This is a genomic window from Mesorhizobium sp. B2-5-11, assembly GCF_006440835.1.
Lineage (GTDB): Bacteria > Pseudomonadota > Alphaproteobacteria > Rhizobiales > Rhizobiaceae > Mesorhizobium.
Genome location: NZ_VFUK01000005.1, coordinates 245,868 through 265,183, shown reverse-complemented (window position 1 = coordinate 265,183; position 19,316 = coordinate 245,868). Strand labels below are relative to the sequence as shown.

Genomic DNA, 19,316 nt, shown 5'->3' with positions numbered 1-19,316 from the left:
ACTCCGTTGGCGCGCTGGCTTAGGCCTGGTTGCGACCTCCATAGCGGCGGACCCGGATGTTGGCCTGCTCGGCATGCCCATAGAATCCCTCGAGGACACACAGGCGCGAACAGTACTCGCCTATCATGGCGCTCGCTTCGTCGGTCAGGACGCGCTGATAGGTGCAGGTCTTGATGAACTTGCCAACCCACAAACCGCCTGTGTAACGGGCCGCCTTCTTGGTCGGCAGCGTATGGTTGGTGCCGATGACCTTGTCGCCATAGGCAACATTCGTACGCGCTCCCAGAAACAGAGCGCCGTAATTGTGCATGTTGTCGAGGAAGTAGTCCGGATCGCGCGTCATGACCTGGACGTGCTCGGATGCGATCCGGTCGGCCTCGGCGACCATCTCCTCATAGGAAGCGCAGACGATCACTTCGCCATAGTCCGCCCATGCCTTGGCGGCGATCTCGGCGGTCGGCAGGACCTTCAGCTGCCGCTCGATCTCGGTCAGGGTGTCGCGCGCGAGCTTCTCCGAATTTGTCAGAAGCACGGCGGGACTGGTCGGACCGTGCTCGGCCTGGCCGAGCAGATCGGTCGCGCAGATCTCGCCGTCGACACTGTCGTCGGCGATGACCAGCGTCTCGGTCGGGCCGGCGAACAGGTCGATGCCGATACGGCCGTACAATTGCCGCTTGGCCTCAGCGACGAAGGCATTGCCAGGACCGACGAGCATGTCGACGCGCCCGATGGTTTCGGTTCCGAGCGCCATGGCGCCGACGGCCTGCACACCGCCCAGAACGTAGATCTCGTCCGCGCCGGCCATGTGCATTGCGGCCACGATAGCCGGATGCGGACCGCCCTGGAATGGCGGCGCACAGGCGATGATCTTCTTCACGCCGGCGACCTTGGCCGTCACCACGCTCATATGCGCGGAGGCGACCATCGGATATTTCCCGCCCGGCACGTAGCAGCCGACTGTTTCCACGGGAATGTTCTTGTGGCCGAGGACAACGCCGGGAAGCGTTTCCACTTCGAGGTCCTGGAGGCAGGCGCGCTGCTTCTCGGCGAAATTGCGAACCTGGGCCTGGGCGAAGCGAATATCCTCGATGTCGCTTGCCGACACCTTGGACATCGCCTGCTCGATCTCGCTGTCGCTGAGCCGGAAGCTTGGCGGCGACCATTTGTCGAAACGCTCCGACAACTCCCGGACAGCGGTATCGCCTCGCTTTTCTATGTCGGCAAGGATCGTCTCGACGGTCGTCCGGACGGCCGCATCGCTCTGGGCGACAGCTTCGGGATCCCTGCCCCGTTTCAGAAAAGTCGGCATATTCTCATCCTTATGTTGAGTCAGGTGGGCGGCAGGATGCCGTCCACCTGTTGCATTGCTGATCGTCAGGGTTTTACCGTCGGCTCGATCTTGGTGAGCTTGTATTCGTCGGCCGGAGCCTTGCACGATGAGCAGTTGATGCCAGGGGCATCGGGCGCCTGCTTCACGTCCGCGGGCAATGCCTGAATGGTCGCTCCTGGTGTTGGCTTGCCCTCGAGCGCCGACTGCAGCGACAGTTCCGGCAGCAAATCGGGATTGAAGACCTCGGTGACGAAGGAACTCGGGACCTTGTCGGACGGGAAAACATTGCACCCGTCGGCGAAGGTATCGCCTTTGCAGGGTTTTACTTGATCCGCTGGCACCCAAGGCAGCGGGTACTCGATGTTCATCGGCTTCAGGTCGCGCTTCTTGGTCAGGATCTCCATCATCAGCTTGAAGGCATAGCCTGACGTAGCAGGCGGCGAACCGGCGGACACACCCTTGAGACCCATGCCTTGCATCTTCGGGTCTGCCAGTCCGAGACGAAAACCGTCCGAGTTCTCGCCGGTCATCGGAACCAGTTTGTTGCCCTTGTCGAGCAGCGCTTGAACGGCGCCATATTCGCCTGCCTGAGCCCAGATGCCGTCAACATCGGGATGCGCAGCGAGAGCCTTGGCCGTCTCCTGCTGCGTGGTGCGGTCATCCCAGTAGGAGTAGTATTCCGCGACGACCTTGATGCCGGAATACTGGTTGAAAATGTGCATCGCGCCATCGGTGTGGCGCTTATCCACCGAGTTGCCCGGGACGCCACGGCTCAGGAAGATCTTGCCCTTGCCTCCCAGGATGTTGACCAAGGCCTGGGCGGTATTCTCGCCGAAGCCTGCGGTGATATAGCTGACATTGTAGGCGCAAGGCTCGGTCACCGTGGCGTCGTACATGAAGAAGAGCACGCCCTTCTGGCAGCCGCGATGGACGGTGCGGTTCAGCGCCGTCGACGAGATCGGGAAGCTGATGATGCCGTCGGCGCCAGCCTGTATCATGCTTTCATAGGCCGAGATCTGAGCCTGGGGGTCGGTTCCCGAGATGACTTCCTTCAGCTCCACGGTCTTGTCGTAGGGCGGCGTCTGCGCCAACGCCTTGACGATGTTCGCGGCCTCCGACTGCCACGAATTGCCGCTGTAGCTCAGCGACAGATATATCTTGAACTTCTTGTCCTGCGCTTGGGCATGGTCGACAACCGCCCCAACGCCCATGGCGGTGGCAAGCGTCAGCGACGCGGCCAGTCCCAGTCTTTTTAACAGCCTCATTTCGATCAACCTCCCGTTGGAATTTGGCCCTTGCAGGTGCCGGACCAGAGCTTGTGAGAACGTTCTCACAATTGGACAAAACGCATTTCACGCACAGGCGTGGTCACTTCCTCCGCGTCAGCATTCGATTTCCGAGATGGGCCAGGAATTCGCCGCGCAGCACCAGAAGGGCGGCGACAATGATTGCGCCCTCTATGACGGTGCGCCATCCTTCGCTTAGACCGATGGCGGAGATAACCGTGCCAAGGGTCGTGAGAAGAATTGCGCCGCCAACCGTTCCGATGAAAGTTCCGCTGCCGCCGAGGATCGAGGAGCCGCCGACCACGACGGCAGCGATGGAAGGCAGCATGTAGCTGTCGCCCATCCTCAGCGTCGCCCCGTTCGAATAGCCCACCAGCATCATCCCGACGAAGCCTGCGCAAGCGGCACTGATCGCATAGGGGACGAGTTCGAGCCGATTGACAGCGACGCCGGCGATGAGGGCGGCGTTCCTGTTGGTGCCAAGGGCGTAGAGCCGGCGGCCGAGCGCAGTGAAGTTCTGCAAGAACCAGCCGAACAGGATGAAAGCGACGGTGAAGTAGATGACCAGCGGCACGCCGAGGAACCATTCCTTCATCAGCCACAGCAAGGCGGACGGGGAACCGCCGCGCGGCGTCCCGCTGGTATAGCCCAGCGCCACCGAAGCCACGACGATCGAGGTCGCCATGGTCATGATGAAGGGAGGAACCTTCAGCCAGACAATTCCCAGTCCGCTGATCGTGCCGACCAGCGCGCAAATGACCAGGATGGCCGGCAGCATGTACCAGATGCCGGCGTTGCCGCTACCAATCCAGGTCGTCGTCAACACGCCGCCGAGCGTGATGAGGGCGGGGACCGATAGGTCGAGCCCGCCGATCAGGATGACGAGCCCTTGCCCGAACGACAAGACGATCAGGAAGGACGCGAGGATAAGAACCGTCAGCACCTGATCCCAGGAACCCAGCGCCGGACTGATGAAGCGCGAGCACACCACAAGCACGATACTCAGCCCAAACATGACAAGCGTATTGACCACCTCCCGGTCGAGCCTTTGCCTGCCGCGCCGGTCGGAATTGGCCTCGAAACGCGTTGCGACGTCCTTATGCGCGTTCACCGGATCTCTTCCTTCTTGAGCAGGCGCGCCACGGCGCTGCCGAACACGATCGCAAGCACCAACACGAAACCTTGGAATATGCCGGTGTAGAAGGACGAGACCCCACCCGAGAAAAGCACCTTCTGCAAAAGCATCAGCGTACCGGCGCCGAGGATCGAGCCAACGAGGCTGCCCCGGCCGCCGCTCAACGGCGTGCCGCCGAGCGCCACCGCGGCAAAGGTGAGCATCAGGAATGGCGTGCCGGCTGTCGGATTTCCTGTCGCTGTTTGGGCGCTCAGCATGAAGCCGGCGACGCCGTAGAGGATGCCGGCGCCGACAAAGGCCGTGATGCGTACCCCTGCCACGGGCACGCCGGAGAAGCGAGCCGACTGCTCGTCGGCGCCGATCGCATAGAGGCCGATACCGGTATTGGTCCGCCGGAAGGCAAGCCAAAGCGCGATGGCGGCAACCAGAAACAGCCCGGCGATCGGGATGATACCGAACAGGGTGTCGGTCAGCGTATAGGTGACGAAGTCGGCAACCATACCGCCAGGCGCGTCCAGGATAACCAGCGCAAGTCCCTGGCAGACGATCATCGTGCCGAGCGTCGCCGCGATGGTCTGCAATCCAAGCCTGGCCACGAGAATGCCGTTGATTGCGCCGACGCCACCACCGATCGCACAGCACATCAGGAGGCTGGCCAGCGCACCGCCCGGACCACCGAACGGATAGACCGCCATCAGCACATTGGTCAGCGAGACGACGCCTGCGACGGACAAGTCGAAGCCGCGGCTGATGACGACCAGCGTCTCGCCCGCTGCCGCGAGCGCCAATGGCGTCGAGTTGTTGACGAGATCGGTGAAGGTGTAGACCGAAAGCGCATCCGGTTGCCAGAACGCGTAGAGCGCATAAAGCAGGACATAGATCATCGCCACGATGCCGGTGCCGCTGATGACAGCCCTCCATAACGCGGAGCGGCGGGGCGCGGGATTTGCCTGGACCGCGGTCATGCGGCCACTCCATTCACCGCGCCCGCAGCGTGGCCGATCAGCGCGCCGACGATAGTCGGCTCATCGATGGCATCGCCCTGATACTCGGCGAAGACGCGGCCGCCATAGAGCACCATGCAGCGATGCGCGAGATGGACGAGTTCCGGCAGTTCGGACGAGTAAAAGAGCACCGAGCCGCCATCGGCAGCGAACTTCCGGATCGCCTCGTAGATCGACTGCTTGGTTCCGACATCGACTCCACGCGTCGGATCGAAAAGCAGTAGAGTGCGCGCACCCGTCATCATGACGCGCGCCAGAAGCGCCTTCTGCTGGTTGCCACCGGAAAGCTCATCGATCTTGAACTGCAGATAGCGCTCCTGCAGTTCGACCGCCTCAGCGGTTTTTTTCGCAATGCGACGCTCGCTGGCCGGCCAGACGACGCCACCCTGCGCGATACGCGAAATGATAGGCAACACCATGTTGCTGGCGGTGCTGAGGCCGGCGAAAATCCCTTCCGACTTGCGGTCCTCCGGCAGGTAGGCAAGGCCGTTGCCGAAATGGAGCGCGGCGCCCGGGCTGGCGATCTGGGCGGGCACGCCGTCGATCTCGATGCCGCCGCTTTTCGCCTTGGAGAGGCCGATCATCATCCTGAACAGGTCGCGTTGGCCCTGCCCCTCGAGCGCGGCGATGCCGACGATCTCACCTCGCCTGACATCAAACGACACGTCGCGCAAAATGCCGCCGGAGAGGCCCCGAACGCTGAGCGCGACGGGCGCGGTGTCGGCGACCAAAGGCTGCGAGGCGGTCGTCTCACGCGCGCTTCGGCCGACCATCATCTCGAAAATGTTCTCGTCCGAAGCGCCGGACAACTCGACGGTGCCGATGCTGCGGCCATTGCGCAGGATGGTGGCGCGCGAACACAGGGTGCGCACCTCGCCGAGGCGGTGGGAAATGTAGAGGATGGCGGTCTGCAGGTTCTTCTGCCGGCGCACGAGCTCAAACAGCCATTCGACGTCCGCCAGCGCGGCCGTCGGCTCATCGAGGATCAAGAGCTTCGAGGCATGGGTGAAGGCGCGCACGATCTCAAGCCGCTGACGATCCGAAAGCGAAAGCACGCCGACGGGCGTGTCAGGATCAAAGTGGGAGAGAGCGTAGTCGTTAAGAACCTTGCCAGCTGATGCCGTGGCGGTGCGGCGCGAGACGAGACCTAGCTTGCCCTTCGGCATTTTCGGCAGCACGAGATTCTCGGCGATGCTGAGATTCGGCAGCAGGCTGAGTTCCTGAAAGGCCGTCGCCACGCCCTGCGCCCGCGCATCGATGATGCCATGCGGCGCATAAGGCTTGCCGAAGATCGACATGGATCCGCCGTCAGGCGTCACGACGCCGCTGAGGATTTTCACGAGCGTCGATTTGCCGGCGCCGTTCTCGCCCAACAGCGCATGGACTTCCCCTGGCCGCAGATCAATGGAGACGGAATCGAGTGCGACTGTGGGTCCATAGGATTTTGCAATATTCGCGATGCGAACAGCCAGCCGGATCTCGTCGGTACCCATACCTCCTCCCAAAAGGTAAGTCCGCCGCAGCGGTGAGAACGTTCTCTGAGAACGTTCTCACTAATCCACAAGCACCGCCGGCTTGTCAATTGTGAATCGTTCATTCCTTGTCGAACGCACCAGGCTCCCGGCCTCCGGGCGGCACTTGGCCGTCTTTTGAGTGCTCAGAAGTGGCTGAGCCGGCGCCTTTTCTGGGCGGCTGGTCGGGGGGCGCCCGCCGGGATGGATTCTGCCCCTCGGACTGATGCGTTTTCTCATTCACCTCGCCTGAAGGGCGCGTCAGGCCTTGCCCGGACGCCGGCGGCTTGTTGCCTGCGGCGTCCTGGGAGAATGAATCGGCGGGATCGCCGTCGCTCCTGGCCGGATATTTGGTGGCACCAGTCTCGCGGCGATTTTCGCTTCCAGTCATGGCCGGTCCTCCTTTGGCACAGTCATAACCTGGTTTCGACCGGCAGGTTCCAGCGGCTAGGCCGGAAGCGCAGATTTGAATCCGCCGCCGCTCCTATGGCCGGAAACCAATTTGGCGGCGCTGCGTTGACCCCGCAGGATCAGATCCCCCAACAGCTTCGGAGAAAATTCATGCTCGACCGCAGCGGAAGCGCCGTCCTGACGACCGACAGTCTCTGACAACGGGCAGCAACATGGCTCGCATCGAGCGCGGACATTGTTTCTGCGGTGCCGTCACGGCGGTGATGGAAGGAGAGCCCTTCTGGATCTGCTTCGACCATGACGACGATTGCCGGCGGGCGATCGGCGGACCGATGACCATCTGGATCGGCTATCGTCCGCACCAGGTCAAGCTGACCGCCGGGAAGCCTAAGACCTTTTCGAAGACGAAGGGAGTCGTCCGCTCCTTCTGCGCCGATTGCGGTACCTCGATCTTCTATGCCGACGAAGGCCTGCGTGACGAACTCTATGTCTCGATCGGCTTCATGGACGCGCCGGAGCGGTTTCCGCCACAGGCACAGGCCTATTGGGATATGCGCCTGCCATTCATCGACATGGCCGACGGCTTGCCCCGCGTCGACGACTACACGAGGCGCCGCGATCCAGCCTTGGGCAATCCGCGTGACCGTTGATGACGCGCGCCACACTAGGCCCCGCAGGCTATTGCCCGATCAGGGTCAGGCCAAAGAGAATGGCCAGCCACAGGCCCACCGCCGCGACCGCGAGCCTGGGGAGGATGCCCTCGCCCGCCAGATGCATGAACAGCAGCGCGATCACCACTGTCTTGGCAGCCGCCGCGGCAAGGTTGATCGCGGAATTGAACCCACCGAGGTCGACAAACGAAGAGCCGACGGTAAGCGCCAGCAAGGCGAGCAGCGCGAGATAGGCGAATGTGAGCTTGGCGAGGTCGCTCATCGTCGTCAGGCCCGGTTGATCAGATAGAGGACCGGGAACAGGAACACCCAGACGATGTCGACGAAATGCCAGTAGAGTCCGATCGCCTGCACGCGGCGCGCCCGGCTCGCCTGCGCGGTCCTCGGCCAGAGCAACAGCATGCCGGCAATCACCGCGATGCCGCCTATCAGATGCAGCGCGTGCAGCGATGTCATGGCGAAATAGAGCGCGAAGAAGAATTCGGCATGGGCCGGATCTGGGCCTGCGAAGCGGAACGGCGCGCCGAGCACCGGCGCCAGGCCCTCGCTGAATTCCTTGCTGTATTCGACGGCCTTGATCACCAGAAAGATGCAGCCAAGCAGGCTCGTGGACATCAAGGCCCAGAAGGCGGGCCGCCAACGCCGGGCAGCCGTGAACATATGGGCAAGCGCCATCGCGAAGCTGCTGGTGATCAGAACCGCCGTATTCAGCGTGCCGAGCGGCAATGACAGATGTTGCGACGCCGCGGCGAATGCCGCGCCATAGCTCAATCGGGCGTAGAGGAACACCAGCACGATCGCGCCGAACAGCATCGCCTCGGAGCCGATGAAAATCCACATGCCGAACGCATCGGCCGCCTTCTCGCGGGCCCGTGTATCGAAGGCAATGCTTTCGGTCGGCCCGCTCATGAGGCTTCGTCCCTGTGCGGGCTGAACGTCTCGTGCCTCAGGCCTTTCATGGCATAGTCATAGGCCGGCCGCCTGACCACGGGCATGGTGTCGAAATTATGCGGGGGCGGCGGCGAAGCCGTCTGCCATTCAAGGCCGGTCGCGCCCCACGGGTTGGCCGGCGCCCGCGTCCCGCGAAACAGCGACCAGCCGAGATAGAGCAGCGGCATAAGATAGCCGACGGCCAGAACGACCGCGCCGGCCGAGGACAATACGTGCCAGAACTGAAACTCCGGCGGATAGGTGTGATAGCGCCGCGGCATGCCGAGAAAACCGAGCACGAATTGCGGGAAGAAAGTCAGGTTGAAGCCGAGGAAGGTCACGGTCGCGGCGATACGGCCCCAGGTTTCGGAATAGACGCGGCCGGTGATCTTCGGCCACCAGAAATGCAACCCCGCCATGTAGGCCGTCACCATGCCGCCGACCATGATGTAATGGAAATGCGCCACGACGAAATAGGTGTCATGAACGTGGACGTCGACGGCGAGAGCGGCCAGGAACAGGCCGGCCAGCCCCCCGAAAGTGAACAGCGCCAGGAAAAACAGCGCATAAAGCATGGGCGTCTCGAAAGTGATTTCGCCCTTGCGCAGCGTCAGCGTCCAGTTGAACACCTTTATCGCCGAGGGGATCGCGACGCAGAACGACAGGAACGAGAACACGATGCCGGCATAGGCCGACTGGCCTGATACGAACATATGGTGACCCCAGACCAGGAAGCCGAACACGGCAATCGCCATCGAAGACATCGCCACCGCCTTGTAGCCGAACAGCGGGCGCTTGCTGAAGCAGGGCAGCACTTCGGAAACCACGCCCATGCCGGGCAGGATCATGATGTAGACCGCGGGATGTGAGTAGAACCAGAACAGATGCTGGAACAGCAGCGGGTCGCCGCCCAGCGCGGGATTGAAGATGCCGATACCGAAGGCACGCTCCAGCACGATCAGGATCAGCGAGGCGGCCAGCACCGGCGTCGCCAGCACCATGACCAGCGCGGTCGCATACATCGTCCAGACGAAGATCGGCAGTCTGAACCAGGTCAGCCCCGGCGCGCGTAACGTGTGGACGGTGACGATGAAGTTGATGCCGGTCATGATCGTCGAGAAGCCGACGATGAAGACACCCAGCGCGGCCATCGAAACGAAGCCGTTGGCATAGAGCGTCGAGAGCGGCGTGTAGAAGGTCCAACCCGTGTCGACACCGCCGGCGAGCACCGCGGCCAGGGCAAAGGCGCTGCCGAAGATGAACACGTACCAGCTGGCGAGATTGAGCCGCGGAAAAGCGAGATCGCGCGCGCCGATCATCAGCGGCAGCAGGAAATTGCCGAGCGTCGCGGGGATCGACGGCACCAGGAAGAACCACACCATGATGATGCCATGCAGGGAAAACAGCCTGTTATAGACATCGTCCGACACCAGATCGCCCGCAGGCGACGCGAGTTCGATCCGGATCATCACGGCAAAGGCACCGCCAAGAAAAAAGAACGCCGTCAGCGACATCAGGTAGAGCCAGGCGACGCGCTTGTGGTCGGTGGTCAAGAGCCAGGCGGCAGGTCCGGCCTCCCCATGCAGATAGCTCGAAGGCGCCAAGGCTTGCCTGCTCATTGGGTCGCCCCGCTTTCCCTGGTTGCTCGCGGCGACAGGGATTTGAGATATGCCAGCAGCATCTGTAGCTCCTGCTCGTCGACAAGGCCGTCAAAGCTCGGCATCACGGGTTCATACCCGGCGGCGATCTCCTTCTTCGGATTGAGGATGGAATCGCGCAAATAGCGGTCGTCGGCAATGACGGTCTGTTGATTGTCCAAGGCCACCGGCCGTCCGAAGACCCCAGCCAGATCCGGCGCCCTCACCTTGCTGGAATTGCCATGGCAGCCGGAGCAGCCGAGCGCGCGGAAGAGTTTTTCGCCGTCGGCCGCAAGCGTTTCACCCTGGCCCTGGTTGCCCAGCCACGCCGCATATTCTTGCGGCGGCATCACGGTCACCCAGCCGCCCATCTCCGAATGCTGGGTGCCGCAATATTGCGCGCAGAACAAATGATACCGCCCGGGCTCGCTGGCGATGAACCAGACATGCGTGGTGCGCCCCGGCACCGCGTCCTGCTTGACCCGGAAGGCAGGTACGAAGAATGAGTGGATCACGTCCTGCGATGCCAGCGACACGATCACCGCCTTGCCGACCGGCACATGCAGTTCGTTGATTTCACGCTGGCCGCCAGGATGACGGAACTCCCACATCCATTGCTTGCCAAGGCCGGCGATCTCGAGTGCGTCAAGGGGCGGGTGTTCGCGGCGCAGGAACAGCACGGCTCCCCATCCGAAGATGGTGAAAGCGATCAGCAGGCTGGCGACTGTCCAGGTCACCTCGAGCGGCGTGCTGCGCGCACGCTCCCCCGTTCGCTCCACCTTGGAGCCGGCGCGATATTTGATGGCGTAGAAAACGACCAGGCTGGTCAGGAAGACGCCCAGCGCGACGGTGAAGGCAAGCAGCACGTAGAACAGGGCGTCGACACTGCCGGCAATCGAGGAGGCCTGCGGCGGCGTAAAAGGGATGCCGAACGTCAAATCGGCCTCCTTCGCGACAGAACGAGGATGGTGGCGCCAAGGCCAAGCAGCGTCGCCATGCCAGTCACCTTCACGACTGCCCAGACCGCTGGCGTGTACTGGCCCTTTGATGCATCGAAGCCGGCACACAGCAGAAAGACGTGATCGGCGATGGAGCCAAGCCGCCCGGCCGACGCCTCGACCAGGGCAAGCCTGAGATCTCGCGGCTCGAAACTCAGCGCCGGAAGTACTTGCGCGATGCGGCCTTGCGGCGTCAGCGCGATGACCGCGATCGGGTGGACATATTGCGAGATCCGGTCGCGCCGGTCGAATGTGATGCCGGCCTCCACGGCAAGGGCGGCGCCAGCGCCATCCTCGCTGGTCAAGAAGCGCCACGCGGACAACCCTGCCTGACCGGCGGACCGCCCGACTTCGGCTTGGATGGACGCCGCATCCGCGACGGTCTCGGAAGCATCTATCGAGACGAAGAGAGCGTGGTAGGTCGCGGGATCGAGGCCGGTCTTGTTCAGATCCGAGGCAACCGCCTGCTGGGTCACGCCGCAGAGGTTGGGGCATTTGTCGTAACCGAAGATGAGCAGCGCCGGCCGCCCGCCGAGAATGCCGGAAAGCGTCTGCCGTCCGCCCGAAGCCTCGCGGAAGACTGTGTCGAGGCTGAGCTGCGCGCCGATCTGCGGTTCGAAAACCGGCCGCGCGCGCACGCTGGCGGTCATTGCAGCCAGGAGCACGAGCGGCAGGACCAAACGCCTCATGGCCTCGCCCCCATGGCCGGTGCGGCCTGGCCCTGCTGCGGCGCCCTGGCGTTTGGCTGCGCCGCGTCCGCTCGGGCGCGGCAAATGCCGGCCTGCGGCGCGCGCGGAACCTGGCCTTCGAGCAAGGCGCAGTCCTCACCGGCCGCAGCGGGCGTTACCGCCTCCGGCAGTCCCTGCGCGGCGATCAGCTTCATGGCGTCGTCGATCGGAATGCGCGCGATGCCACCATTGCGGTCGACCCATGCAAGCATGCCGAGTTCACGATCTTCCTGCTGACGGAACACGGCAAGATCGGCCCCGGGGAAATCCTGCAAGGCGGGACCTGCGGCGCTGCCGTTCATCTGCGTGCCCGCAAGTGGCCAGAACGGGGCCGTATCGAAAATCAGTCTCAGCCCAAGCGCGGCGAGCGCCAGGAAGACAAGCAGGCCGAGGCCAATGAGCACGAGCGCCCTCGGCCAGACATCGCGTGTTTCGGGATGACGCACGACCTTAGCCACGGGCCAGCCTCCCGCGCCAGACGACGATGCGATCAGGCCTGGTCCAGATATAGATGAAGCACCCGAACCAGATGCCGCCCGCGCCGACCATTGCCGCGAGGTCCGGCCACGACACTCCTGCACCGAGGGCGGACAAAGCCGGCCGGACGCGCCAGGCGACATCGGCGAAATGTCCGGCCAGCAGGAACGCGCCGAGCCCTATCAGGCCAACGCGGCTGCGCTTGACGGAGCGGTTCAGGAAACCGGCGAAGGGCAAGGCAAATTGCAGCGCGATCAGCAGCCAAAGCAGATACTGCCAGCCATTTCGACCACGGATGACATACCAATGGATTTCGTCGGGCAGGTCGCCGCCCCAGACGACCAGCCACTGCATGAATGCCAGATAGGCCCAGATGAGCATGAAGCCGAACATCATGTTGGCGAGGTCTTCGCCGAGCGCCACGTCCTCCTCGACACCCGGCGCCGACTCGATCGCACGGCCGGCCGAGAGCGCCGCCAGCGCCAGCCCGCACACGCCGACGACCTCGGCCGCCGCTTCGAGCATCGCATAGATGGTGGAGGAAAAATCCGGCTCTATCGACATCATCCAATCGATGGCAAACACCGTCACGGCAAAGCCGTGCGCGACGAGCCCGATGGCGTAGCCGCCGCCGGTCCTGCTTGCGGCCGAACCGGGCGCCGTCCAGCCAAGTACAAGCCAGGCCAGCGCCAGCCAGACGACAGCATAGACGATGAAACGAACGACGAAGAATGGCACGTTGAGATAGGTCATTTTCTGGCGCAACGCTTCCGTCAGCGCGGCCGGGCCGGCTCCTGCCCAGGGAAAGACCAGATCGAGCCGCGCAAGCACCGGCAGCATCAACAGCAGCGCGACAGGCAAGGTCGCGACGGCGGCCCGCAGCGGCGGCCGCAACGCGTCGCCCCAGCGCCCGCCGGTCAGGCCGTGCACCATGAGCAGGGTCATTGCGCCAAGCGGCAATCCGAGCAGGAACACCGCCATCGTCAGCCAGCCGGCCAGTGTCGCGCGCGGGGCGACGAACAGCCCGGCCGCGCACAGAGAGAGCCCTGCGGCGGCTGCGAGCAGCAGGACGAAGTGGTCGTCGGGCCGGGGGACGCGCTTCATCGTGCCGTCTCGGCATCGAGTTTCGCGCGAAGGGATTCGGGCAGCGTGCCGGCCGCAGCATGTCGCGAATATTGCAGCGCCCGGATATAGGCCACGATCGCCCAGCGGTCCCGCGGCTCGACACGCGCGGCATAGGGATACATCGCACCGTAACCGTCGGTGATGACGTCGTAGAAATGCCGGTCCGGCGCCTTGCGCAGCGCATCTTGATGGTAGGTCGGAGGCGGCGGGAAACCACGCCTGACCACCATCCCGTGCCCGTCGCCGGTGCGGCCATGGCAGGGAGAGCAGAATATATCGAAGCGTTGCTGCCCACGCTGAAGCAGCGCCATGGTGATCGGGTACGGGAATTTGTCCGGCGTCGCCGCCAGGTCGGCGTCGCGCGTCACCGTGCCTTCGACCGGTGTCCTTGCCGACATGCCGTCGGCGAACTCTCTGCTGGTTTCGAGCGGATCGTAGCGAGGCTGGTCGGCCATGTCCTGCTTGCAGGCGCCGAGGAGCAGGCAAACCGGCAAAAGCAGCCGCGGGTTCATATCGCCACCTCTTCGACCGTCTCGGCGCCAAGCCGTGTCAGTTGCCCCTTGGTGACGCCCTTGCGGTATTTCGGGTCGGTGGCCTCGATCAGCAGGTAGAACTTGCCGCCGCTCGCGTAGGTGAAGCTCTCGGCGTTGAAGACGGGGTGATAATATTGCGGCAGCCGGTTCTCGGCCAGCATGCCGAAGAAGCCGGCAAACACGCTGGCCAGGATCGCGGCTTCGAAGGCGATGACCGTGAACGGCGGCCAGGAATGCAGCGGCCGGCCGCCGACATTGACCGGATAGTCGATCTCGACGGAATAAAGGATCAATGCATAGACCAGCACGCCGCCGGCGACGCCACCCGCCAGCATGACCCATGGCAGCCGTGTCTTTCGCATGCCCAATATGTCTGTCAGGCCGTGCACCTCGAACGGCGAGAACGCATCCATATGCCGGTACCCCTTGTCGCGCATCGCTTGCGCCGCCCTGGTCAGCGCATCCGGATCGGCGAAAGCCGCGATGACGCCATGGACGCTCATGCCGCGCCGCCTTTCTGCTCGGCCAGTTCCTCGACCTCGAAGATGGTTATCGCCGGCAGGATGCGGATAAACAGGAAGACCAGCGCGAAGAAGGTGCCGATCGATCCGAACAGGATGCCGAAATCGAGCCAGGTCAGCGACTGCTCGCCCCAGGACGACGGCAGGTAGTCGCGGCTCGGGCCGGTCACCACGATGATGTAGCGCTCCAGCCACATGCCGATGTTGATGACCAGAGCGATCGAAAACAGCAGCGGCATATTGGATCGCACACGGCGAAACCAAAGCAGTTGCAGCACTGCGCAATTGCAGAAGAGCATGGTCCAGAACAGCGGCGCATAAGGGCCGACGGCGCGCTGGACCATCATCGCGCGCTCGTAAGGCTCACCCGAATACCAGGAGAAGAACGCTTCCGATGTATAGCCGTAAATGACGACCATGCCGGCCGCGATCATCAGTTTGGCGGCGTTGTCCATGTGGCGCGGCGTGATCAGGTCTTCCACAGCGAATGCCCAGCGCAAAGGAATGGCGATGGTCAGCACCATGGCGAAGCCGGAGAGGAGCGCGCCGGCGACGAAATAGGGCGGAAAGATCGTCGAATGGAAGCCCGGCGCTATGGCGAAGGTGAAATCGAGGGCGACGATCGAATGCACCGATACGACCAGCGGTGTCGCAAGCGCCGCCATCAGGAAATAGACCGTCCGATAGCGCGCCCAATGATAGGCCGAGCCGCGCCAGCCAAGCGCGAGGACGCCGTAGAAAAGTTGCCCGCCACGCGACTTCGCCCGGTCGCGCAGCACGCCGAGATCAGGCAGCAATCCCGTGTACCAGAACAGCAGCGAGACGGTGGCGTAGGTGGAAATCGCGGCGAAGTCCCAGACCAGCGGGCTGCGCCATTGTGGCCAATGCATGTGGGTGTTGGGCAGGGGCAGGAGCCAATAGAAGAACCACGGCCGGCCAAGATGCAGGATAGGGTAGAGGCCGGCCATCGCCACGGCAAACAGCGTCATCGCCTCGGCGAAGCGGTTGATCGAGGCGCGCCAGGGCTGGCGCAGCAGCAGCAGCACCGCCGAGATCAGCGTACCGGCATGGCCAATGCCGATCCACCACACAAAACTCGAGATCATCGTGCCCCAGACCACGGGAATGTTGACCCCATAGGCGCCAACGCCGACCGAGACCAGGTAGGTGATGGAATAGAGGAACAGTAATACGAAGGCGAAGCAGACGAAGAACGCCGACCAGAAGAACCGCGGCAACTTCCCTTGCAGGACCACCGCGCTGATACGGCCGCTGATCTCTGGAAAATCGTGACGCCCGCGCAGCACAGGTGTCACGCCTTTGCTCGTCCTGCGGGCGGCCACGTCAGCCATCGCCGCCCTCCGAGCCGGATGTCGCGGCGAGCCTGTCGTTAGGGTTGCTGACCTTGCCCAGATAGGTGGTGCGCGGCCTTGTGTTCAGTTCTTCGAGCAGCGCGTAATTGTGTGGCGAGGCCTTTTCCTGGACGACCTGCGAATCCTTCCTGTTGAGATCGCCGAAGGTGATGGCTTTTGTCGGGCACGCCTGCTGGCAGGCGGTGACGATCTCACCGTCCTCGATCTCCCGGTTCTCGATCTGGGCGCGGATCCGTTTTTGCGAAATGCGCTGTACGCAGTAGCTGCATTTTTCCATGACGCCGCGCGAACGCACGGTGACATCGGGATTGTGGACGGCCTGCTCCGGTCCCGCGCTGTCATTGTCGAACTCCTGGTACTCCAGGAAATTGAACCGCCGCACCTTGTAGGGACAGTTCTGCGAACAGTAGCGCGTGCCGATGCAGCGGTTGTACACCTGCGCGTTCAGACCGTCATGCGTATGGATGGTCGCATTGACCGGACAGACGACCTCGCAGGGGGCCTTCTCGCAATGCATGCACGGCACTGGCTGGAAGAACATGTCCGGATCGTCGATCCCGCCCGCATAGTAGCGGTCGACGCGCAGCCAGTGCATTTCGTGTCCGAGTGCCGCCTCGTCCGGCCCCACCGTTGCGATGTTGTTCTCGGCCTGACAGGCCGACACGCATGCCATGCAGCCGATGCAGGCCGACAGGTCTATCGACATGCCCCAGGCTTCCTGGTCGTAGCTCCAGTCGGGGTAGAGCGATTCCACGGGCGCTGGGGGCGCGTGGTCGCGCACGAAATGGGGATTTGCCCTGAACGCATCGAGCGAAGCATGGCGGATGATCGCCCTGCCCTCCATCGCTTGATGATGTTGGGTCGTGACTACACGCGCCGAACCGCCGCGCGGGCTCAGGACGACATCGTCGGCAAACCATGGCGCATCGCTGGTCCGGATCGCGAAGGCATCGTAGCCGCCCGCGAGTGCCGCCACCGAGCCGGCCTTGCGTCCAAAACCGAGCGACAGCGTCACTGTGTCGTCAGGCTGTCCCGGCGTGATCCAGACGGGTGCGTCCAGCGTCCTGCCGTCCCGCGCCAGGTTGACCACCTGCCCGTTTTCGAGCCTCAGGCGCTGCGCGGTGGCTGGCGAGACCAGCGCCGCATTGCCCCAGACGAGCTTGCTTAACGGCCGGGGCAATTCCTGAAGCCAGGATGAATTGGCGTGGCGGCCGTCGCGAAGCCAGGGATCGGCGACGAAGCGAACCTCCAACCCCTTGGTGGCGGCATTGGGTGCCGAGCCATCGCTATCCGGCGGTGCCGAAACGGCAGCGGGACCAGCAGCAGTGTTCGGCACGATGCCCTCGCGCAGCGCCTTGCGCCAGGCCACCTCGTCCATGGCGGCCCACGTCCGGCGCACCGGTGCCTGCGCATTGGGGCCGAATTCACCGCCCAGCGCGGCAAGCAACTGATGCAGGCTCTTGCCACCGAACAGAGGCTCTATGAGCGGCTGCACGATCGAGACCGTACCGTCATAGGCCCGGATATCGCTCCAGCTCTCCAACTCGTGCGCGGCTGGGATATGCCAGCGAGCCAGAAACGCCGTCTCATCGCGGTAGAGTCCCCAGTGGACAAGAAGCTTCAGGCTCGAAAGAGCCTTCCGCGCATCGATGTCCGATGGCGCCGTGTGCAAGGGATTGGCGCCGAGCACGACGGTCTTGTCGATCGAACCATCCGTGATGGCCCGGCAGAGCGTGGCAAGATCGCCATCCACCGGCATGGCATCAGGCGGCTCGATCAATTGCAGCGTGTTGCCAAGGGCACCAAGCCTGGCATTCATCGCTAGGGCCAAGGCATGCACGATCGGTGCCTGGTGCGCTCCGGCCACCACAAGCGCATTGCGGCCGGCACTGTGCAGATCATCGGCAAGCGCCTTTATCCACTCCGGATCGAGCGGCGACAAGCCGGCCGCGGCATTGTCGCCATCGAGGGCGGCCTTGATCGCCGCCGCAACGCTTGCGACGGCGCTTGGCCTGATAGCTCGGCGATGGTCGGCGGCAGCACCCGTGATGGTGGGAGTCGTCTCGACGACATAGAGGCGACTCATCGTGTCCGTCGATTTGCGCACCCGCCGCCGCTGCGCGAAATCACGAGCATAGGCCAGGCGCCCCGGACCATCGCCCAGGAAATCGGCATCCAGGCTGACGATCACATCGGCGCGGTCGAAACGGTAGATCGCCGTCAACGGCCTGCCGAACAATGTACCCGTTGCCTGTTCACCGGAATTGGCCGCAAGCGGGTCGTGGCGGAAGACGCGAAGTCTGGGATAGCGCACCCTCAGCGCCGCGATCTGCGCCTTCGTCGTCGGCGATGTCGTCGCCTCGAGCAGCAATGCCAGCCCTTGCCCGCCTGAAGCGAGGAATCCACCAGCCAGTTCGGCGATATCTTTCAGGAACTCATCGTAACTTGCGGGCTCGCCCAGCTTGAGCGGCGTGCGAGATCGCTCGGGATCGAACAGCGACAACACCGCCGCCTGCATGACGGCATCGGTGGCGCCGCGCGATGCCGGATGATCCGGGTTGCCCTCGACCTTTGTCGGCCGGCCCTCATGGCTCTCGATCACGGCTCCGATGCCGTAGCCGTCGCTGGAGAGGGCTGTCGCGTAGTAGAGCGGCCGGCCGGGAATGATGTTCTCCGGCTGGCGGACATAAGGCACGATGCTCTCGGCCTCGCTGCAGGCGGCCAGTCCGGCCAGCGACAGCGATGCACCCATCAGTTTCAGGACGGTGCGCCGGTCGAAGCCAGGCTGAAGGCGATCGGCCATCGCGGGGAATTCCGCCTCCACAAAGCGCTGGAACTCCGCCGTGTCAGCCAGTTCGCCCATGCTTCGCCATGGCTCGCGCCCCGCCGCGGCGAGCCGCAATGCCGCAAGATCGAAAGCCGGATTTCGGTCAACGGTGGCAGACATAGCAATCCGTCATGGTCTCGGGATGAATGTCGAGCACGCCGATCAGGGAACGCCGGATCTGCTCGATGTCGTCAGGCGGCTTCCAGTGCATCAGGAAAACGTCCCGCGGCGGGCGAAGGTTGGGACCTGGGTCCCGGTGGCAGCCAAGGCACCATTCCATCGACAATGAATGCGCCCGTCGCGTCAGCGGCATGTCGTCGACCGCGCCATGGCAGGTCTCGCAGGCGACGCCCTTCGCGATATGGATGGAGTGGTTGAAGTAAACGAAATCCGGCACCGAATTGACCCGCTGCCATTGCAGCGGCTGTCCCGAAGCGAGACTTGCGCGCACCGGCGCCAACATCTCGGCATTGGTGAAGAGCTGCGAATGACAGGTCATGCACACTTCTGTCGCCGGCAGCCCCGCCGAGGCTGATGTCTCGACCCCGTTGTGGCAATAACGACAGTCCAGTCCGATATCGCCGACATGATGCTTGTGGCTGAACGGAACGGCCTGGGCCACCGGTTGCCCCACGCCGGTAACGAACCCTGAACGCAAAAACGCCGTGCCGCCGACGGCCGCCAGAAGCGCGAAACAGCAAACACCCCACAGAAAGAAGCGGGCAATCCCATTGGCGTTGCTGGAAAAGACCTGCGGCATCCTCGCCGATTTTTCGCTTGGAACAAGCTTTTGGATCGAGCGCCTAACGGCGGCAAAGC

General features: G+C 63.5%; 19 protein-coding genes. 1 reads left to right on the top strand and 18 read right to left on the bottom strand.

Annotation, left to right across the window (positions count from 1 at the left end; genetic code table 11):
- Positions 1 to 19 precede the first annotated feature (19 nt).
- From hisD to FJ490_RS17860, 6 genes are all read right to left on the bottom strand, one after another.
- A complete protein-coding gene (gene hisD, locus FJ490_RS17885; RefSeq protein WP_140563985.1) occupies positions 20 to 1,309 on the bottom strand; it encodes a histidinol dehydrogenase in 1,290 nt (429 codons plus the stop codon).
- A gap of 65 nt (positions 1,310 to 1,374) precedes the next feature.
- Complete coding sequence (locus FJ490_RS17880) at positions 1,375 to 2,595, bottom strand: sugar ABC transporter substrate-binding protein (RefSeq protein WP_246672629.1); 1,221 nt, start codon at positions 2,593 to 2,595, stop codon at positions 1,375 to 1,377.
- Between the two features lie 103 nt (positions 2,596 to 2,698).
- Complete coding sequence (locus tag FJ490_RS17875) at positions 2,699 to 3,727, bottom strand: ABC transporter permease (protein ID WP_140686452.1); 1,029 nt, start codon at positions 3,725 to 3,727, stop codon at positions 2,699 to 2,701.
- A complete protein-coding gene (locus FJ490_RS17870) occupies positions 3,724 to 4,716 on the bottom strand; it encodes an ABC transporter permease (RefSeq protein ID WP_140728521.1) in 993 nt (330 codons plus the stop codon). The genes FJ490_RS17875 and FJ490_RS17870 overlap by 4 nt, the downstream gene beginning before the upstream one ends.
- On the bottom strand, positions 4,713 to 6,248 hold the full coding sequence (locus FJ490_RS17865) for a sugar ABC transporter ATP-binding protein (RefSeq protein ID WP_140728520.1): 1,536 nt from the start codon (positions 6,246 to 6,248) through the stop codon (positions 4,713 to 4,715). The genes FJ490_RS17870 and FJ490_RS17865 overlap by 4 nt, the downstream gene beginning before the upstream one ends.
- A 100-nt stretch (positions 6,249 to 6,348) precedes the next feature.
- Positions 6,349 to 6,657 carry a hypothetical protein gene (locus tag FJ490_RS17860; RefSeq protein WP_140522219.1) on the bottom strand — a complete coding sequence of 103 codons (309 nt, stop codon included), beginning with the start codon at positions 6,655 to 6,657 and terminating at the stop codon, positions 6,349 to 6,351.
- Between the two features lie 232 nt (positions 6,658 to 6,889).
- Here FJ490_RS17860 and FJ490_RS17855 point away from each other — a divergent pair, with 232 nt between their 5' ends.
- Positions 6,890 to 7,327, top strand: a complete 438-nt coding sequence (locus FJ490_RS17855) for a GFA family protein (RefSeq protein ID WP_140728519.1) — start codon at positions 6,890 to 6,892, stop codon at positions 7,325 to 7,327.
- Between the two features lie 28 nt (positions 7,328 to 7,355).
- Here FJ490_RS17855 and FJ490_RS17850 read toward each other — a convergent pair whose 3' ends face one another.
- Genes FJ490_RS17850 through FJ490_RS17795 form a run of 12 tightly spaced genes read right to left on the bottom strand, consistent with a single transcriptional unit; the run spans position 7,356 to position 19,257 of the window.
- On the bottom strand, positions 7,356 to 7,610 hold the full coding sequence (locus tag FJ490_RS17850) for a cytochrome C oxidase subunit IV family protein (RefSeq protein WP_140522223.1): 255 nt from the start codon (positions 7,608 to 7,610) through the stop codon (positions 7,356 to 7,358).
- A 5-nt stretch (positions 7,611 to 7,615) separates the two neighbouring features.
- Positions 7,616 to 8,257: a cytochrome c oxidase subunit 3 gene (locus FJ490_RS17845; protein WP_140522225.1), complete on the bottom strand. Its 642-nt coding sequence runs from the start codon at positions 8,255 to 8,257 to the stop codon at positions 7,616 to 7,618.
- A complete protein-coding gene (gene ctaD, locus FJ490_RS17840; protein ID WP_140518010.1) occupies positions 8,254 to 9,897 on the bottom strand; it encodes a cytochrome c oxidase subunit I in 1,644 nt (547 codons plus the stop codon). The genes FJ490_RS17845 and ctaD overlap by 4 nt, the downstream gene beginning before the upstream one ends.
- Positions 9,894 to 10,853, bottom strand: a complete 960-nt coding sequence (gene coxB, locus FJ490_RS17835; protein WP_140518009.1) for a cytochrome c oxidase subunit II — start codon at positions 10,851 to 10,853, stop codon at positions 9,894 to 9,896. Before coxB ends, ctaD begins: the two co-directional genes overlap by 4 nt.
- Entirely contained in the window at positions 10,850 to 11,602 is a 753-nt protein-coding gene (locus FJ490_RS17830) for an SCO family protein (RefSeq protein ID WP_140518008.1), read from the bottom strand. The genes coxB and FJ490_RS17830 overlap by 4 nt, the downstream gene beginning before the upstream one ends.
- Positions 11,599 to 12,099, bottom strand: coding sequence for a hypothetical protein (locus FJ490_RS17825; protein ID WP_140672492.1), 501 nt, complete (start codon positions 12,097 to 12,099; stop codon positions 11,599 to 11,601). Before FJ490_RS17825 ends, FJ490_RS17830 begins: the two co-directional genes overlap by 4 nt.
- On the bottom strand, positions 12,092 to 13,222 hold the full coding sequence (locus FJ490_RS17820; RefSeq protein WP_140728518.1) for a hypothetical protein: 1,131 nt from the start codon (positions 13,220 to 13,222) through the stop codon (positions 12,092 to 12,094). Before FJ490_RS17820 ends, FJ490_RS17825 begins: the two co-directional genes overlap by 8 nt.
- Positions 13,219 to 13,755, bottom strand: a complete 537-nt coding sequence (locus FJ490_RS17815) for a cytochrome c (protein ID WP_140728517.1) — start codon at positions 13,753 to 13,755, stop codon at positions 13,219 to 13,221. Before FJ490_RS17815 ends, FJ490_RS17820 begins: the two co-directional genes overlap by 4 nt.
- Complete coding sequence (locus FJ490_RS17810; RefSeq protein WP_140518005.1) at positions 13,752 to 14,279, bottom strand: DUF3341 domain-containing protein; 528 nt, start codon at positions 14,277 to 14,279, stop codon at positions 13,752 to 13,754. The genes FJ490_RS17815 and FJ490_RS17810 overlap by 4 nt, the downstream gene beginning before the upstream one ends.
- Positions 14,276 to 15,649, bottom strand: coding sequence for an NrfD/PsrC family molybdoenzyme membrane anchor subunit (nrfD, locus tag FJ490_RS17805; RefSeq protein ID WP_140728516.1), 1,374 nt, complete (start codon positions 15,647 to 15,649; stop codon positions 14,276 to 14,278). The genes FJ490_RS17810 and nrfD overlap by 4 nt, the downstream gene beginning before the upstream one ends.
- The gene (locus FJ490_RS17800) at positions 15,642 to 18,617 is read right to left on the bottom strand and encodes a TAT-variant-translocated molybdopterin oxidoreductase (RefSeq protein WP_140728515.1); all 2,976 of its coding nucleotides are present in this window, start codon (positions 18,615 to 18,617) and stop codon (positions 15,642 to 15,644) included. The genes nrfD and FJ490_RS17800 overlap by 8 nt, the downstream gene beginning before the upstream one ends.
- Positions 18,601 to 19,257 (bottom strand): cytochrome c3 family protein, encoded by a 657-nt coding sequence (locus tag FJ490_RS17795; RefSeq protein WP_140496135.1) that lies wholly within the window; start codon positions 19,255 to 19,257, stop codon positions 18,601 to 18,603. The genes FJ490_RS17800 and FJ490_RS17795 overlap by 17 nt, the downstream gene beginning before the upstream one ends.
- Positions 19,258 to 19,316 lie beyond the last annotated feature (59 nt).

Coding starts and splice junctions, on each gene's coding strand:
- FJ490_RS17845 (WP_140522225.1), bottom strand. CDS start 8,257: ATGAGCGGGCCGACCGAAAGCATTGCCTTCGATACACGGGCCCGCGAG.
- FJ490_RS17850 (WP_140522223.1), bottom strand. CDS start 7,610: ATGAGCGACCTCGCCAAGCTCACATTCGCCTATCTCGCGCTGCTCGCC.
- FJ490_RS17795 (WP_140496135.1), bottom strand. CDS start 19,257: ATGCCGCAGGTCTTTTCCAGCAACGCCAATGGGATTGCCCGCTTCTTT.
- FJ490_RS17800 (WP_140728515.1), bottom strand. CDS start 18,617: ATGTCTGCCACCGTTGACCGAAATCCGGCTTTCGATCTTGCGGCATTG.
- FJ490_RS17880 (WP_246672629.1), bottom strand. CDS start 2,595: ATGAGGCTGTTAAAAAGACTGGGACTGGCCGCGTCGCTGACGCTTGCC.
- FJ490_RS17865 (WP_140728520.1), bottom strand. CDS start 6,248: ATGGGTACCGACGAGATCCGGCTGGCTGTTCGCATCGCGAATATTGCA.
- FJ490_RS17830 (WP_140518008.1), bottom strand. CDS start 11,602: ATGAGGCGTTTGGTCCTGCCGCTCGTGCTCCTGGCTGCAATGACCGCC.
- FJ490_RS17860 (WP_140522219.1), bottom strand. CDS start 6,657: ATGACTGGAAGCGAAAATCGCCGCGAGACTGGTGCCACCAAATATCCG.
- FJ490_RS17810 (WP_140518005.1), bottom strand. CDS start 14,279: ATGAGCGTCCATGGCGTCATCGCGGCTTTCGCCGATCCGGATGCGCTG.
- nrfD (WP_140728516.1), bottom strand. CDS start 15,649: ATGGCTGACGTGGCCGCCCGCAGGACGAGCAAAGGCGTGACACCTGTG.
- ctaD (WP_140518010.1), bottom strand. CDS start 9,897: ATGAGCAGGCAAGCCTTGGCGCCTTCGAGCTATCTGCATGGGGAGGCC.
- FJ490_RS17815 (WP_140728517.1), bottom strand. CDS start 13,755: ATGAACCCGCGGCTGCTTTTGCCGGTTTGCCTGCTCCTCGGCGCCTGC.
- FJ490_RS17870 (WP_140728521.1), bottom strand. CDS start 4,716: ATGACCGCGGTCCAGGCAAATCCCGCGCCCCGCCGCTCCGCGTTATGG.
- FJ490_RS17820 (WP_140728518.1), bottom strand. CDS start 13,222: ATGAAGCGCGTCCCCCGGCCCGACGACCACTTCGTCCTGCTGCTCGCA.
- FJ490_RS17855 (WP_140728519.1), top strand. CDS start 6,890: ATGGCTCGCATCGAGCGCGGACATTGTTTCTGCGGTGCCGTCACGGCG.
- hisD (WP_140563985.1), bottom strand. CDS start 1,309: ATGCCGACTTTTCTGAAACGGGGCAGGGATCCCGAAGCTGTCGCCCAG.